The sequence below is a fragment of the Oerskovia jenensis genome, from assembly GCF_016907235.1.
GTDB lineage: Bacteria > Actinomycetota > Actinomycetes > Actinomycetales > Cellulomonadaceae > Oerskovia > Oerskovia jenensis.
In genome coordinates this window covers 3,262,053-3,276,385 of sequence record NZ_JAFBBO010000001.1, presented here as the reverse complement: position 1 = coordinate 3,276,385, position 14,333 = coordinate 3,262,053, and the positions used below count along the sequence as shown (strand labels likewise).

The following is a 14,333-nucleotide window of genomic DNA, read 5'->3' as shown; positions in this document are numbered from 1 at the left end:
GCGTCCTCGGTGTCGATGGGGATCGTGTACCTGCGGGATCGTCAGCAGGGTGACGTGCGAGAGGTCGTGCGGGGGGTGGGGCGCAGCGGTCAGCGGAGCGTGGCGCCGCCGTCGACCACGAGCTCGTGGACCGTGATGTGCCGGGCCGCGTCCGAGGCGAGGAAGGCGACGGCGTCGGCCACGTCCTGCACCTCGGCGAGCCGTCCGAGCGGGATGCCGAGCCGGAAGTCCGCCGGCACCCCGGCCACGACCCGCGCCTCGGCCGACTCGTCGAGGACCCGCAGGTCGTCCGGGCCCGGCGACCCGGCGAGCGCCGCGAGCATGGGCGTGCGGGTCGAGCCCGGCGAGACCACGTTGCAGCGCACCCCGTACGGCGCGAGCTCGAGACCGAGCGACCGCGTCAGGCTCGACGCCGCGGCCTTGGAGGCCGCGTACGCCGCCATCCCGACGCGCGGGACCCCCGCGGCGTTCGACGCGACCGTGACGATCGCGCCCCGCCGACGGGAGGACAGACATCGCGCGACCTCGCGCGAGACCAGGTACACACCGGTCGCGTTGACCGCGAGCATGCGCTGCCAGTCCGTGAGCGAGGACTCGGTCACGACGCCAGGGCTCAGGACGCCCGCAGCGTTGACGAGGACCTGGAGCGGGCCGATCTCGTCCTCGACCCAGCGGACGACGCGCACGACGTCCGCCTCGTCGGTCACGTCGAGACGGACCGGGACCACGGGGCCGGGCACCGAAGCGCTCCGCGTCCCGGATCCGCTGGGCTCGTCCTGCGTGCTCGTGCAGGCGTCGTCCTGTGCCGCCGGGACGTCGGGCGCGCCGGCGGCCGGGGACGCGTGCGGGACGCGCTCGCCGACGTCCGCCGCGACCACCACGTAGCCCTGCGCCGCGAGCGCGTCCGCGACTGCGGCACCGATGCCGCCCGCGGCACCGGTCACGAGAGCGACGCGCGCGCTCATGCCCCCGCCACCGCGGGGACGCGCGCCCCGAGGTGGGTCAGCACGTCGTCCGTCGTCGCCACGACCGCGCACCGGTCCGCGGCCCAGGCCAGGGCCTGACGGTGGTGGGCGAGCGAGAAGTCCGCGACGGCGTCGCCGACGAGGAAGGGCTGGACGTCGTGCATGAACGCGTCGCACGCCGTGACGAGGCAGCCGATGTGGGCGTAGACGCCCGTCACGACGAGCTGGTCGCGCCCCTGCTCACGCAGGAGGTCCCGCAGCCCGGTGCGCACGAACGCGTCGTAGCGCCACTTGGTCAGCACGACGTCCCCGGGCTGCGGAGCGAGCGCGTCGATCACGACGTCCGAGCCGTCGTCGGGGATGCCCGGGCCCCAGAAGTCCGTGAGCAGGCCACGGTCCGCGGGCTGCTGCGCGGGAGGCTGGGCGGTCAGGACCACCGGGACGCCGAGCTCGCGTGCCGAGGCCGCGAGCCGCGAGATGTTGTGGACGGCGTCGCGCAGGGCCGGCGACGCCGGGTCGAACGCGTTCACGAAGTACTGCTGCATGTCGTGCACGAGGAGCACCGCACGGGCAGGGTCGACCTGCCACGTCACACGGTTGCTCGGGTACTCGTGCGGTGCCGGGCCGTCGTAGGCGGCGATCGTCGGCAGTCCCATGGTCCCCCCAGAGCCAGGCGTATGAAGCGAGGTAGTTGAATGAGTTAGGTAATCCTTCCCTCACTGAGGTAGACCTAAGCACACACTTCACCCGCCTGGGAAGAGCCGTCCACGGAACGGACAGATGCCGACAATCTGCCATCTCGTTCGACGAGGGCGACGTGGACGTCCCCCGGGAACGCCGAAGGGCCGCCCGGACCAGGTCTCCCTGGCCGGACGGCCCTTCGGTTCGGCTGCGCGGGCTCCTAGGAGCCCGGCCGCGTGAGCGGACGGATCAGAAGTCCATGCCGCCCATGCCGCCGTCAGCGGCGGCCGGGGCGTTGCGCTCCGGCTTGTCCGCGACGACTGCCTCGGTCGTGAGGAAGAGCGCTGCGATGGACGCAGCGTTCTGCAGCGCGGAGCGCGTGACCTTGACCGGGTCGTTGACGCCTGCGGCGAGCAGGTCCTCGTAGACGCCGGTCGCGGCGTTCAGGCCGTGGCCCGAGGGGAGGTTGCGGACCTTCTCGGCCACGACGCCACCCTCGAGACCGGCGTTGATCGCGATCTGCTTGAGCGGGGCGTCGATCGCGGCGCGCACGATCTGCGCACCGGTCGCCTCGTCGCCGACCAGGTCGGTGATCGCGGCGGTCTCGAACGCGACGGCGCCGGCCTGGATGAGAGCCACGCCACCACCGGCGACGATGCCCTCCTCGACGGCAGCCTTCGCGTTGCGGACGGCGTCCTCGATGCGGTGCTTGCGCTCCTTGAGCTCCACCTCGGTCGCGGCGCCGGCCTTGATGACAGCGACACCACCGGCGAGCTTGGCGAGGCGCTCCTGGAGCTTCTCGCGGTCGTAGTCGGAGTCCGACTTCTCGATCTCGGAACGGATCTGGTTCACGCGACCCGCGATGAGGTCGGCGTCGCCGGCACCCTCGACGATCGTGGTCTCGTCCTTGGTGACGACGACCTTGCGAGCCTGGCCGAGCAGGTCGAGGGTCGCGGTCTCCAGCTTGAGGCCGACCGTCTCGGAGATGACCTGGCCACCCGTGAGGATCGCGATGTCCTGCAGCATGGCCTTGCGGCGGTCGCCGAAGCCCGGAGCCTTGACGGCGACGGACTTGAAGGTGCCACGGATCTTGTTCAGCACGAGGGTGGCCAGGGCCTCGCCCTCGACGTCCTCGGCGATGATGAGGAGGCTGCGGCCGGCCTTCATGACCTGGTCGAGCAGCGGCAGCAGGTCCTTGACGTTCGAGATCTTCGACTCGACGATCAGGACGTACGGGTCCTCGAGGACCGCTTCCTGACGCTCGGGGTCGGTCTCGAAGTAGCGGGCCAGGAAGCCCTTGTCGAAGCGCATGCCCTCGGTGAGCTCGAGCTCGAGGCCGAACGTGTTCGACTCCTCGACGGTGATGACGCCTTCCTTGCCCACCTTGTCGAGGGCCTCGGCGATGAGCTCGCCGATCGCGGGGTCACCGGCCGAGATCGCGGCCGTGGCGGCGATCTCTTCCTTGGTCTCGATGTCCTTGGCGGCGACGAGCAGCTGGGCCGTCACGGCCTCGACCGCCTTCTCGATGCCGCGCTTGAGGGCGATCGGGTTCGAGCCGGCCGCGACGTTGCGCAGACCCTCGCGCACGAGCGCCTGGGCGAGCACGGTCGCGGTGGTGGTGCCGTCACCCGCGACGTCGTCGGTCTTCTTGGCGACCTCCTTGACGAGCTCCGCACCGATCTTCTCGTACGGGTCGTCGAGCTCGATCTCCTTGGCGATGCTCACACCATCGTTGGTGATGGTGGGCGCGCCCCACTTCTTGTCGAGGACGACGTTGCGGCCCTTGGGGCCGAGCGTGACCTTCACGGTGTCGGCGAGGACGTTGAGCCCGCGCTCCATCCCGCGACGAGCCTCCTCGTTGAAGGCGATGATCTTTGCCATGGGGATTGATCCTCCGCTGGTGGCGTGTGACGGTCGGTCGGCGCCCGCGACGGACGGCTCGCGCACACCGGCGTTCATGTCACGCCGACTCGCGGGCCTCACCTGACGACCAGAGAAACCTGTCACTCTCATACCGAGAGTGCTAACGCCATTATTGGCACTCCGCCGGTGCGAGTGCAAGGCCAGCCTCGACCTATCGCCCGCAGCGGAACGGTGAGGGTCCGGCTCGTCCTAGGATGCGCACTGTGAGGTTCGCGACGACGAGGTGGCGACTGGCGGTGCTGGGGGCAGCGATCGCCCCCGTCGTGGTGCTCGTGACCGCAGGCGCCACCCCCGCCCCGCTACCGACCGACGTGCACGTCGACCTCTACCAGGACGGCGTCGCGATCGCCGGGGACGGCTCCCTGCTCCGCCTCCCGGACGGCATGGCGGCCACCTACCTCGACGGCAGCAGGGTCCTCGACCCCGCCGCGCTCGACCCCGGGTGGCTCGAGGCCGGCCTCGACCCCCGGGACGGCGAGGTCGACCGTCTGACGGTGATCGCCGGCGCTCCCGTCACCGCGGACCTGGTCCAGGACGGCGGGGCCGCCGAACGTGCCGCTGACGCCTCGCGGGCCTGGCTCGCCGCGGGAGACCTCCCCGGGGAGGGCACCCGTTTCGCAGCCCTGGGAGAGGCCGCGCTGCTCGACCTGCACGCCCTGACGCTCGAGAACGGCGCCTCGCTCGCCGCCCCCTCGCCGAAGTGGCGCTTCGTCTGGCCGCGTGACGCGTCCTTCACGGCCGCGGCCTACGCGCGCACCGGGCACGTGGACGACGCCCCGCGGGTCCTCGACTTCCTCGGTTCGGTCCAGGAGGCCGACGGCTCGTTCCAGGCGCGCTACCGTCCCGATGCCTCGGGCGCGCCCGACGACCGGGGCAGCCAGTCCGACGGCAACGGGTGGGCGTTGTGGTCGGCCTGGTCGGTGCTCGACCAGATCGAGGACCCCCAGGACCGGGCGGCGGCGCGCGAGCGGCTCGCCCCGCTCGTCGACGCGTCGACCGCCTACGTCCTGAGCATCCTCGACGAGGACACCGCGCTCCCGCCCCCGTCGAGCGACTACTGGGAGGTCCACCCGACCGAGCTGACGCTCGGCACCGCGGCTCCCCTGCTCGCCGGCCTCGAGGCCGCTCGGTCGATCTACGCCGACGGCGAGCAGTGGGCACCGGCGGCCGACGCCGCTCGCGCCGCCGCCCGGCTGCGCACGGCGATCGAGGAGCGCTTCGGCCCGCAGGGCTACCCGCGGCACGCGTCGGGCGGCCCCCAGGACGCGGCGACGACCTTCGCGCTGCCGCCCTTCCAGCCCACGGCCCTCGCCGGGGCGGACGACGCGTGGCGGTCGTCGGTCATGTCGATGCTCCGCCCCGCGGGCGGGGTCGCTCCCGGAGCGGGCTGGCGGACGGACGGCATCTCGTGGACGCCCCAGACGGCCCTGTTCGCGCTGGCCGGGGCCTCGACCGGTGAGGTCGAGGCCGCCGAGAGCTGGCTCGACTGGCTCGACACCCACCGCACGGCCTCGGGTGCGATCCCGGAGAAGGTCCTGGCGGACGGTTCGCCCGCGGCGGTCGCGCCGCTCACGTGGAGCTCGTCGCTCGTGGTGCTGACCCTCGTCGAGCTCGAGGACCAGCGCGCGGCAGCGGCCGTGCTTCCCTGAGCCGACGGTCGACGTCTGGTCAGGGCGTCAGGGCCTCAGGGCGTCAGACGTGGCAGGTGCGGCACGTCGAACTCTCGGCGGAGCACGCGTTGGGCCGCGTACCAGCCGCCGAGCCCGTGCACCCCTGGACCCGGCGGCGTGGAGGCCGAGCAGAGGTAGACGCCGTCGAGGCCCGTCGCGTACGGGTCGAGGCGAGCGGTCGGGCGCGCGACGACCCTCCACAGGTTGACCGCCCCCGCCGCGATGTCCCCACCCACGTAGTTGGCGTTGTGCTCGCTCATGCGCGCGGCGGGAACGCACCGCGAGGTCACGACGACGTCGCGGAAGCCGGGTGCGAAACGCTCGATCTGGGCGGTGATCGCCTCCGTGACGTCGAGCGTCGAGCCCGCGGGGACGTGCGCGTACGTCCACAGGGGGCGCAGGTCCCCCACGCGGCGGGACGGGTCGACAACCGACGGGTCGCTCACGAGCACCATGGGACGCTCGGCGTGCCCGCCCTCGGCGACCGCGGCCTCCGCCGCGGCCATCTCGGCCCGCGTGCCGCCGACGTGGACCGTCCCCGCCCGACCCACCTCGGGGTGCTGCCAAGGCACCGGCCCGCGCAGCACGAAGTCGACCTTGGCCGCGGCGTTGCCGTACGGGAACGCCGTGAGCGCCCGCGCGGCCCGGCCCGTCAGACGAGACCCGAAGACCTCGACGACCGTGCGGGGCGTCGTGTCGAAGACGATCGCGCGCGCGGGCGGGAGGTCCGCCTCCGAGCGGACGGGGTGGTCGGTCACGACCTCGCCGCCGTGCGCCTCGAGGTCCGCGACCAGCGCGGTCACGATCGCCCCCGACCCCCCGCGGGGGATCGGCCAGCCACCCTCGGAGTGCGCGAGCGACCCGAGGAGCATCGCGATCCCGGCCGACGCGAGCGACGGCACGGGGCCGATCCCGTGGGCCGCGACCCCCGTGAGGAGGGCCGGTGCGACGTCCCCCACGAAGCGCCGGTCCCACAGGCCGGTGCCCTGCTCGAGCACCCCGCGCACGAGACGAGCCGCGGTCGGTACCCCGTGCGGGAGGAGGCCCGCCGGGATGCTGCGCTTGTCGCCGAGCGCCGTCGCGACCGCGTGCCCGGGCTGCCGGGACAGCGAGCCGAGGAGCGAGCGCCACGCGGCGCCGTCGGGCCCCAGGCCGTCGACCGTCCGGTCGAGGTCCCGGTAGGCGATCCCCGCGCGACCGCCCGGCAGCGGCTGGGCGTACGAGACCTCCGGGACGAGCAGCTCGACGCCGCGCGAGGGCAGGTCGAAAGCCTGGAAGAACGGCGACGCCCAGGCCATGGGGTGCACGGCCGAGCAGATGTCGTGGACCAGGCCGTCGGCCAGACCGAGGTCCAGGGTGCGAGAGCCGCCGCCGACGGTGGGCTGCGCCTCCAGGACGCGCACGGACAGCCCTGCCCGCGCGCACGTCACGGCTGCGGCGAGCCCGTTGGGACCCGACCCGACGACGACGACGTCCACCTCGGTCAGGTGCCGGGCGGGGGTCACGGCACTCAGAGCGCGCGCACCTGCTCGGCCTGGGGGCCCTTCTGACCCTGCCCCTGCTCGTACTCGACCTGCTGACCCTCGTCGAGCGAGCGGTAGCCGTCGCTCTGGATCGAGCTGTAGTGGACGAAGAGGTCCGGCCCGCTCGAGTCCGGGGTGATGAACCCGAAGCCCTTCTCGGCGTTGAACCACTTGACGGTGCCGTGTGCCATCTGCGTCTCCTCGTGCGGTGCCGACGTCGAGACACCACGTGCCCCGGGGGTGAGTCCGAGCCTAGTGGCAGGGGTCACACGAGGAAAGCAGGCCGCGGAGCGGCGCGAACCCCGGCCGGGAGATCAGGGAGCGGGCGTGAGCGCCGTCTTGACGACCACGACGACGTCGCCCTCGCGCACCTGCGTCTGCGTCATCTGCGTGGCGGGGATGCCGAGAGCCGCCGCGACGGCCGTCGCCGTCTCCTTGCGGTTCGCGGTGTACCAGACCGTGTTCGCCGTGAGCCCCGAGTCGCCGGGGTAGGGCGCGAACTCGACCTTGGTGAAGCCCTTCGCCTGGAGCGCTTCCTTGCCCACGCGGGACTCGCCCTCGGGGCCGTCGTCGTTCAGGACCCGGACGTAGGCACCCTTGTCGGCCGCGGCGAGCAGAGCCGTGAGGTCCGTCGCGGGGGGCGCAGGAGTCTCCTCGGTGACCGGAGGCTCCTCGGCCGCCTCGCCGTCCGCCGGAGGCTCCTCGGCCGCCCCGTCGTCCGCCGGAGGCTCCTCGGCACCCGCGTCGTCGGCCGGCGGCTGCGCGGCGGGCTGCTCGGCCTCGGCCGAAGGCTTCTGGCTGAAACCACCGGAGATCGCGGCCACCCCACCGATCGCGAGACCCGCGAAGATCACCGCGACGAGGAGGAAGGGCCAGGTCTTGCTCCAGCCGCTGCGTGGAGCGCGATAGACCCCCACGGGCGCGCCCTCGGGCGCGGGGACGTCGAACTCGTCAGGCGCGTAGGGGTAATCGCTCTTGCTCACGGCGACAGGTTAGCCCGACTTGGCCCAGCGACTAAATGTCGCCGAGGCGACGTGCGGAGCGGGCGCGCTGCCGGGTGGACCGCATGCGACGCAGTCGCTTGACGAGCATGGGGTCGTGCGCCAGAGCGGCCGGCGAGTCGATCAAGGTGTTGAGCGCCTGGTAGTAGCGGGTGGCGGTCATGTCGAAGAGCTCGCGGACCGCCTGCTCCTTGGCCCCGGCGTACTTCCACCACTGACGCTCGAAGGCCAGGATCTCCTGGTCGCGGGCCGAGAGAGCCGATTCCGTGGCGGGCCCCTCGTCCGTCCCGGTGGGCGCGTCGAGAGCCTCGGTCGCGGCGAACGCTTCGCTCATGGACGGGATCCTCACTCGTCGGGACGCGACCCGCTCCGGCAGGAGCGGGCACCTGGACCGCACCAGCCTACGCGCGAACCACACGCGTGTCATTCACCCGCTCGCGTACCCTCGCGGCGTGAACAGCTTCGCGACGCCGCCGTCCTCGGGTCCCCTCGAGCACGTCCGGCCCACCACCCCCGACGCGTCCGTCCCGGACTCCGCGCAGGTCGGTGCGGTCGGCCCCGCCCACCGTCCGCTCGCCGAGATCATGGCCCCCGACTGGGCCGAGGCGCTGGCCCCCGTCGAACCCCAGCTCCGCGCGGTGGGCGACTTCCTCCGCGCGGAGGCGGCGGCCGGACGCCCGTACCAGCCCGCGCCGTCGGACATCCTGCGCGCCTTCCAGCGACCGCTGGCCGACGTGCGAGTCCTGATCGTGGGCCAGGACCCCTACCCGACCCCCGGGCACGCGATGGGCCTGTCGTTCTCCGTCCAGCCGCACGTGCGGCCCGTCCCACGCTCGCTGCAGAACATCTACGCCGAGATGGCGACCGACCTCGGGACCCCCACCCCCGTGCACGGCGACCTGTCCGCGTGGAGCGACCAGGGCGTCATGCTGCTCAACAGGGTCCTGACGGTCGGCGCGGGCGACACCGGCTCGCACCGCCGCAAGGGCTGGGAGGCCATCACCGAGGCCGCGATCCGTGCGCTCGTGGCGCGCGACGAGCCGCTCGTCGCGATCCTGTGGGGACGTGACGCCGCGACGCTCAAGCCCCTCCTGGGCGAGACCCCGGTCGTCGAGAGCGCGCACCCCAGCCCGCTGTCCGCGCGCCGCGGGTTCTTCGGCTCGCGGCCCTTCTCGCGGGTCAACGAGCTGCTCGTGGCCCAGGGGTCGGCACCGGTGGACTGGACGCTGCCGACGGCCTGACGCGGGCTCGCGACCGCCCGGCGCCCGGGCCACCACGGCCCCCACCGCGCCGGCCCACCCGGGCGCGCGCCGACGTCGGACCGCGATCTCACGGGACGTAGCCCGCCCGTTGTCACACAATGGACCGGTGACCACCTCGCACCCGCACAGGGAGAACGCGCCCCGCTGGGCCAGCTACGTCGCGATCGGCGACTCGTTCACGGAAGGACTCTGGGACCCCTACCCGAACGACCCGGACCGCCAGCGCGGCTGGGCCGACCTCCTCGCGGGGCACCTGTCGACGCGACGCAGCGCCGCGGGCGAGGCGCCGCTCGAGTACGCCAACCTCGCGATCCGCGGTCGGCTCCTGCGCTCGATCCTCTCGGAGCAGGTGCCGGCCGCGCTCGCGCTCAAGCCCGACCTGGTGAGCCTCATCGGGGGCGGCAACGACATCCTGCGCCCCGCGGCCGACGTCGACCGCCTGGCCCGCAACCTGGACCACGCGGTCGGGCGGCTGCGCGCCGAGGGCATCGACGTCCTGCTGGGCACGGGCTTCGACACGTCGGGTTCACCGCTCGTGGGCCTCACGCGCGGGCGCGTGGGAGTGTTCAACACGCACATCTGGTCGATCGCGCGCCGCCACGGCGCGCACGTCCTGGACCTGTGGGGCATGGCGTCGTTGCACGACTGGCGCATGTGGTCCGAGGACCGCATCCACCTCACGCCCGACGGGCACCGTCGCGTCGCGCAGGCCGCGCTCGTGGGCCTGGGGCAGACGCCCGACGACGCCACGTGGGACGACCCGCTGGCTCCCCTCCCGCCCGTCCCGCTCCTCGACCGCGCCCGGCAGAACGCCGAGTGGGTGCGCGTGCACGTGTACCCGTGGGCGACGCGTCGGCTCCGGGGCCACTCGTCGGGCGACCTGCGCGAGCCCAAGGCCCCCGTGCTGACCCCGGTGCAGTCGCCGTAGCGCCGACGGGTGCCGAACCCGAGGTTCGTCGGGCGACGGGGCCGAGCCGGCCGGCCGACGGCGGGTCCGGCACCCATCCGTCTCGACCGTCTCGACGACGAAGGCCGGCGTCGCGCAGCTCGTGCTGCGGGACGCCGGCCTTCGTGGTGGGACCGGAGCCGCCTGTCGGGTTCGAACCGACGACCTTTCGCTTACAAGGCGAGTGCTCTACCAGCTGAGCTAAGGCGGCACGCCACCCGAGGGCAGCGGCACCGTGAGGTGCGCGAACAGCCTACCGGGTGCCGGGCCTACGGCGGACGCGCGTCGGGCAGGCGGTCGGCGCCCGTCCCTCACCAGGGACGGACGCCGACCGAGCCGATCAGCCCTTGGCGGCCTCGACGGCCTTCTTGAGCTCGGCCGGGTCGGTCCAGTTGCCGTCCCAGCGCTCCCCGTTGATCGTGATGGTCGGCGTGCCGAAGCCACCGCTCTGCGGGTTGGCGAGGTCGGGGTTCTGCGTGGCGAGGTTGGTCGCGCCCTCGGCCCACTTGCCGAACTCCTTGGTCGCGTCGCCCGCGGCGATCTTGTCGGCCACGTCGGCCGGGACGCCCGCGGTCTTGGCGATCTCGGCGATCTGCGCGTCGGTCAGGCCGGCCGTGTTCTCCTCGGGCTGGTTGGCGAACATCGCCTCGTTGAACGCGTTGAACTGCTCCGGGGCGTGCTCGGCGACGTACGCGGCCGCGGAGGCGGAGCGCGTCGAGAACTGGCTGCCGGACGAGAAGCGGTCGAGGATCGCGACCGGGTGCTGCACCAGGGTGATGTCCCCGGCCGTGCGCATCTCGTCGATCGAGGCGGCGTTGACGGACTCGAAGTCACCGCAGATGGGGCACATGTAGTCGAAGTACACGCCGAGCTCGACGGCACCCTCGGTGCTGGTCCCCGCGACGCCGTCCGTACCGACCGGGATGCCGCCCGTGTCGTTGGCCGTGGCGGGCGCCGTGACGCCCGTGAGCGGCTCGGTCTTCTGGGCGTCCTTCTGGTTCATCGCGGGGATGAAGACCCAGAGGAAGGCGCCGATGAGCACGGCGAGGCCGCCCACGAGGGCGCCGATGGTGATCGCACGGTTGCGCTTGTCGCGCTTGGCCTGGGCCTCGCGCAGCGCGAGGGCTTCGGCACGGGCCGCGTCGCGGCGGTCGGCCTTGGTCTGACGGGGTTCGTTCGACATGGGAGTCCTTGGAGGTCGTGTGGTGGCGCGGTCCCGCTCAGGGCCGCACTGGTCGCGAGGGTAGCGGTCCGTGCCACGCGTGCCCAGGGTGCGGGTGGCACCCGGTCGCGCGGCGGTGACGAGTCGGGATCGAGTCGTCAGGCGGCCGCGAGCGCGGCGGGTGGCCCGCGCAGCGAGCGCACCGCGGCGAGCGCGAGGTGGTGCAGCACCTTGGTCGCGGACCGCACGACCTGCCGGCAGGAGCGGGCGACGGGCGCGAGCGGCACCTGCAGCAGTGCGACCGTGCGGCGCGGGCTCAGGACGGCGGTCAGCCGGTCCCGGACGCGCAGGGCCACGGCGGCCAGCCCGCACCCGGCGAGGAGCAGCGCGAGGTGGGCGAGCAGCACGGGCAGCGCGAGCACGCCGACGACGGTGACGACGCGGGCGGGGTCTCCCCCGAGCGCGGCGGTCCCGGCGGGGCAGTGCGCGGACTCGCGCAGGAGCGCCAGGTGGATGCCTGCCACTCCCCAGCCGCCCGGCGCGGGCAGGCACTGGTGCACGAGGCTGAAGCCGCGGTCCGCGAGGAGCGTCAGGGTCCCGACGAGGAGGAGGAAGCCGGCGACGACGAGCGAGGTCATGGCGGGCAGCGACCGGGCGAGCCATCGCTCGGGAGCGTCCGTGCGCACGCGCGAGCGGGCCGCGGGGGCGGCCTCGTTCGGGGCGGTCCCGGGGGCCGCGCCGCAAGGCGCTCCCGGGGTGGACGTCCTGGTCACGAGGTAAGGGTACCCGCGCTGTCTGGGAGTTTCCGGTGAGACACGTGGGCTCACAGGCTCGGCGGCGGACCGGGGAAGGGCGCCCAGTCGATCGGGGCGCCGTCTCCGAACGCGAAGAGCACGAGCGCCGCGAGGACGAGCCCGACGAGCACCAGGAAGATCGCCCCCACACGCCCAGGTGCCACGTGGGCGAGCGTGGTGCGCGCACCGTACCGGGTGAGACCGGACAGCGGCCCGAACCATGCGAGCAGCACCGTGACCGCCATCGCGACGCACAGCACGACCGTGAACACCCAGGGTTCGTTGGCGCCTCCGACCGACCGCGCCTCGACGGACTGCTGCGGGGCGAGGACGAGCATGCCCGGTGCGAGCAGCCACCACGAGCCCACGACGAGCAGCACTCCGCCGCACAGCGCGACGAGCAGCGAGGGCACCGCGCCGACGACGGCGCGCAGCGCGTACCAGGGCACGGCGACCGCGGCGCGCGCCCCGTCGCTGCGCTGCACGCCCTTGCGCTCGCGGCGCCCGTGGAACGAGTCCGCGCCCACGCCGACCACGCGCAGCACGACCACGACCAGCGCGAGCAGCACGAACGCGAGGCCCGGGGAGGTCCCGGCGAGCAGCACGAGCGGCAGCCCGAGCGCGGCCACGGTCCCGGCCCGGCGACGGTGGGCTGGTCGGGCGTAGCCGGGCGCGGAGATCACGCCGAGAGGACGGCCGAACGCGTCGAGCGGGTCCCCGCCCTCCGGCTCGGCCACCTGCGCGCCGCGCCGCTTCTTCCCGCCCGACGCCGGAGCCTCCGCGGGCGGAGCGGGCTGCGGTGCGTAGGGGTTCTGGGAGGGCGGCGGGTACGGCCCCTGGGCGGGCGGGTAGGTCCCGGGGTACGCCGCGGGGACCGCGGGCTGCCGCAGGGTGGGCTGCTGGACGGCGGGTTGCACCGCGGTCGGCTGCAGGGCGGTCGGCCGGACCTGTGCCGCGCCGGCGAGGGATGCCGGGGGCACCGAGGGCGGCGGGACCGCCGCCGACCCCGGCGCGCCGGGTGGGCCGGGCGGGGCCGTGGGCACGGCGACGGTCCGACCGTCGTTCGCGATGATCTGGGTCGCGGCGAGCGGTGGGATCGACGGTGCGGGCGGGGTCGGTCGCGGCAGGGGCACGGCCGAGCGCACGGTCGGGACGACGCTCGTCGGCTGGACGTCACCGGCCGAGGCGGGCAGGACGACCGTCGCCGCGGCACCGGCCGCGCCGACAACACCAGCGCCGGCACCGGCAGCAGCTCCGACGGCTGCGCCGGCGCCCAGGACCTTCGTCGCGGCCGGCGTCGCACCGGCCCCGTCCGCGGCCGCTGCGGCTCCCACGGCGGCGGCCCTCTCGGCCGCCGCGAGCGTTCCCCCCAGGGCACCGGCCGCGGCGGCGCCAGCGAGCGCCGCGCCACCGGCCACCCCGCCCCCGCTGAAGTGCTGCGGGACGATCTCCGTCGCGCCCGTGGCGGGCGACGCCGTCGGGCCGTCTCCGTCCTGCGCCGCAGCGTGCAGGACCCCGGCGACCTCCGACGGGCCGAGCCGGGACGCCGGGTCCGCCCGCAGCGCCGCCGCGAGCGCCGCGGCCGTCCGCGGACCCAGGCCGTCGAGGTCCGCCTCGCCCGCTCGGGCGCGCGCGAGCACGGCCTCGACGGGGCGCATGCCGAACGGCGGCCGTCCGGTCGCTGCGAACGCGAGCAGCGCGGCCCAGCCCCACCAGTCGCTGTTGGCGCTCGGGGCCGCGCCCTCGAGGAGCTCGGGGGCCAGGTAGCCCGGCGTCCCCATGACGAGGCCGGTCGAGGTCGCGCGGGCCTCGTCGAGCCCGTGCGCGATGCCGAAGTCGATGAGGACCGGGCCGTTCTGGGTCACCAGGACGTTGCTGGGCTTGAGGTCGCGGTGCACGACCCCTGCCGCATGGACCGCCTCGAGCGCCTCGGCGAGCTGGTCCGCGAGCTCGAAGAGGTCGCGTGCGTCGAGCGGGCCGCCCGTCGCGATCTCCTCCTCGAGGTTGGGGCCGTCGACCAGCTCGGTCACGATGAAGGCCTCGGAGCCGTCGAGCTCGACGTCGAGGATCTGCGCGACCGCGGGGTGCCGCAGGCGCTGGAGCGCGACGGCCTCGCGGCGCAGGCGCTCGCGACCCTGCGCGTCGACGTCGAGGTGGGCGTGCAGGAACTTGATCGCGACGAGGTTGCCGCCGCCGTCCTCGGCCTCGTAGACGGCCCCCATGGCGCCCGCGCCGAGCCGGGCGAGGATGCGGTACCCACCGACCTCGCTGCCCGTGGGCAGGCCACCGCGCCGCGCGGCACCGGTGCTCCGTGCCGGGTCGACAGGTCTGCTGGTCGCCTCCTCCATGGTGTCAAGGTATCGACAATTCGAGGCCGTGCCCTGCGCTCCCGGGAGCAAGCACGAC

13 protein-coding genes and 1 tRNA gene are annotated in these 14,333 nt (G+C 74.0%); 3 read left to right on the top strand and 11 right to left on the bottom strand.

Annotated features, from left to right (window positions below):
- Window positions 1-89 precede the first annotated feature (89 nt).
- From JOD49_RS14780 to groL, 3 genes are all read right to left on the bottom strand, one after another.
- Entirely contained in the window at window positions 90-965 is an 876-nt protein-coding gene (locus JOD49_RS14780; RefSeq protein WP_205307837.1) for an SDR family oxidoreductase, read from the bottom strand.
- On the bottom strand, window positions 962-1,621 hold the full coding sequence (locus JOD49_RS14775; protein WP_205307836.1) for an isochorismatase family protein: 660 nt from the start codon (window positions 1,619-1,621) through the stop codon (window positions 962-964). The genes JOD49_RS14780 and JOD49_RS14775 overlap by 4 nt, the downstream gene beginning before the upstream one ends.
- Window positions 1,622-1,895: 274 nt before the next feature.
- On the bottom strand, window positions 1,896-3,527 hold the full coding sequence (gene groL / locus JOD49_RS14770; RefSeq protein ID WP_205307835.1) for a chaperonin GroEL: 1,632 nt from the start codon (window positions 3,525-3,527) through the stop codon (window positions 1,896-1,898).
- A 236-nt stretch (window positions 3,528-3,763) separates the two neighbouring features.
- Here groL and JOD49_RS14765 point away from each other — a divergent pair, with 236 nt between their 5' ends.
- Window positions 3,764-5,218, top strand: a complete 1,455-nt coding sequence (locus JOD49_RS14765; RefSeq protein WP_239525225.1) for a glycoside hydrolase family 15 protein — start codon at window positions 3,764-3,766, stop codon at window positions 5,216-5,218.
- Window positions 5,219-5,253: 35 nt separating this feature from the next.
- Here the strand turns inward: JOD49_RS14765 and JOD49_RS14760 are convergent, their stop codons facing one another.
- The 4 genes from JOD49_RS14760 to JOD49_RS14745 form a co-directional block, all read right to left on the bottom strand.
- Window positions 5,254-6,744, bottom strand: coding sequence for a phytoene desaturase family protein (locus JOD49_RS14760; RefSeq protein WP_307822566.1), 1,491 nt, complete (start codon window positions 6,742-6,744; stop codon window positions 5,254-5,256).
- Window positions 6,745-6,749: 5 nt separating this feature from the next.
- Window positions 6,750-6,953, bottom strand: a complete 204-nt coding sequence (locus JOD49_RS14755; RefSeq protein ID WP_205307833.1) for a cold-shock protein — start codon at window positions 6,951-6,953, stop codon at window positions 6,750-6,752.
- 123 nt (window positions 6,954-7,076) lie between these two features.
- Complete coding sequence (locus JOD49_RS20805) at window positions 7,077-7,745, bottom strand: LytR C-terminal domain-containing protein (protein WP_205307832.1); 669 nt, start codon at window positions 7,743-7,745, stop codon at window positions 7,077-7,079.
- Between the two features lie 31 nt (window positions 7,746-7,776).
- Entirely contained in the window at window positions 7,777-8,097 is a 321-nt protein-coding gene (locus JOD49_RS14745; RefSeq protein ID WP_205307831.1) for a DUF3263 domain-containing protein, read from the bottom strand.
- A gap of 250 nt (window positions 8,098-8,347) precedes the next feature.
- Here JOD49_RS14745 and JOD49_RS14740 point away from each other — a divergent pair, with 250 nt between their 5' ends.
- Window positions 8,348-9,004, top strand: coding sequence for a uracil-DNA glycosylase (locus JOD49_RS14740; protein ID WP_239526447.1), 657 nt, complete (start codon window positions 8,348-8,350; stop codon window positions 9,002-9,004).
- A 127-nt stretch (window positions 9,005-9,131) separates the two neighbouring features.
- Window positions 9,132-9,953: an SGNH/GDSL hydrolase family protein gene (locus tag JOD49_RS14735; RefSeq protein WP_307822564.1), complete on the top strand. Its 822-nt coding sequence runs from the start codon at window positions 9,132-9,134 to the stop codon at window positions 9,951-9,953.
- 156 nt (window positions 9,954-10,109) lie between these two features.
- Here JOD49_RS14735 and JOD49_RS14730 read toward each other — a convergent pair.
- The 4 genes from JOD49_RS14730 to JOD49_RS20280 all read right to left on the bottom strand — a co-directional run bounded on the left by JOD49_RS14730 (window position 10,110) and on the right by JOD49_RS20280 (window position 14,275).
- Window positions 10,110-10,182: transfer RNA gene (locus JOD49_RS14730), tRNA-Thr, on the bottom strand.
- A 129-nt stretch (window positions 10,183-10,311) separates the two neighbouring features.
- Complete coding sequence (locus tag JOD49_RS14725) at window positions 10,312-11,154, bottom strand: DsbA family protein (RefSeq protein WP_205307829.1); 843 nt, start codon at window positions 11,152-11,154, stop codon at window positions 10,312-10,314.
- A 137-nt stretch (window positions 11,155-11,291) separates the two neighbouring features.
- Window positions 11,292-11,906: a hypothetical protein gene (locus tag JOD49_RS14720; RefSeq protein WP_205307828.1), complete on the bottom strand. Its 615-nt coding sequence runs from the start codon at window positions 11,904-11,906 to the stop codon at window positions 11,292-11,294.
- Window positions 11,907-11,956: 50 nt separating this feature from the next.
- Entirely contained in the window at window positions 11,957-14,275 is a 2,319-nt protein-coding gene (locus JOD49_RS20280; RefSeq protein WP_239525224.1) for a serine/threonine-protein kinase, read from the bottom strand.
- Window positions 14,276-14,333 lie beyond the last annotated feature (58 nt).

Excerpts from the sequence above, each read along its gene's own strand:
- JOD49_RS14775 (WP_205307836.1), bottom strand. The coding sequence starts at position 1,621 with ATGGGACTGCCGACGATCGCCGCCTACGACGGCCCGGCACCGCACGAG.
- groL (WP_205307835.1), bottom strand. The coding sequence starts at position 3,527 with ATGGCAAAGATCATCGCCTTCAACGAGGAGGCTCGTCGCGGGATGGAG.
- JOD49_RS14740 (WP_239526447.1), top strand. The coding sequence starts at position 8,348 with ATGGCCCCCGACTGGGCCGAGGCGCTGGCCCCCGTCGAACCCCAGCTC.
- JOD49_RS14725 (WP_205307829.1), bottom strand. The coding sequence starts at position 11,154 with ATGTCGAACGAACCCCGTCAGACCAAGGCCGACCGCCGCGACGCGGCC.
- JOD49_RS14780 (WP_205307837.1), bottom strand. The coding sequence starts at position 965 with ATGAGCGCGCGCGTCGCTCTCGTGACCGGTGCCGCGGGCGGCATCGGT.
- JOD49_RS14745 (WP_205307831.1), bottom strand. The coding sequence starts at position 8,097 with ATGAGCGAAGCGTTCGCCGCGACCGAGGCTCTCGACGCGCCCACCGGG.
- JOD49_RS14765 (WP_239525225.1), top strand. The coding sequence starts at position 3,764 with ATGCGCACTGTGAGGTTCGCGACGACGAGGTGGCGACTGGCGGTGCTG.
- JOD49_RS14755 (WP_205307833.1), bottom strand. The coding sequence starts at position 6,953 with ATGGCACACGGCACCGTCAAGTGGTTCAACGCCGAGAAGGGCTTCGGG.
- JOD49_RS20280 (WP_239525224.1), bottom strand. The coding sequence starts at position 14,275 with ATGGAGGAGGCGACCAGCAGACCTGTCGACCCGGCACGGAGCACCGGT.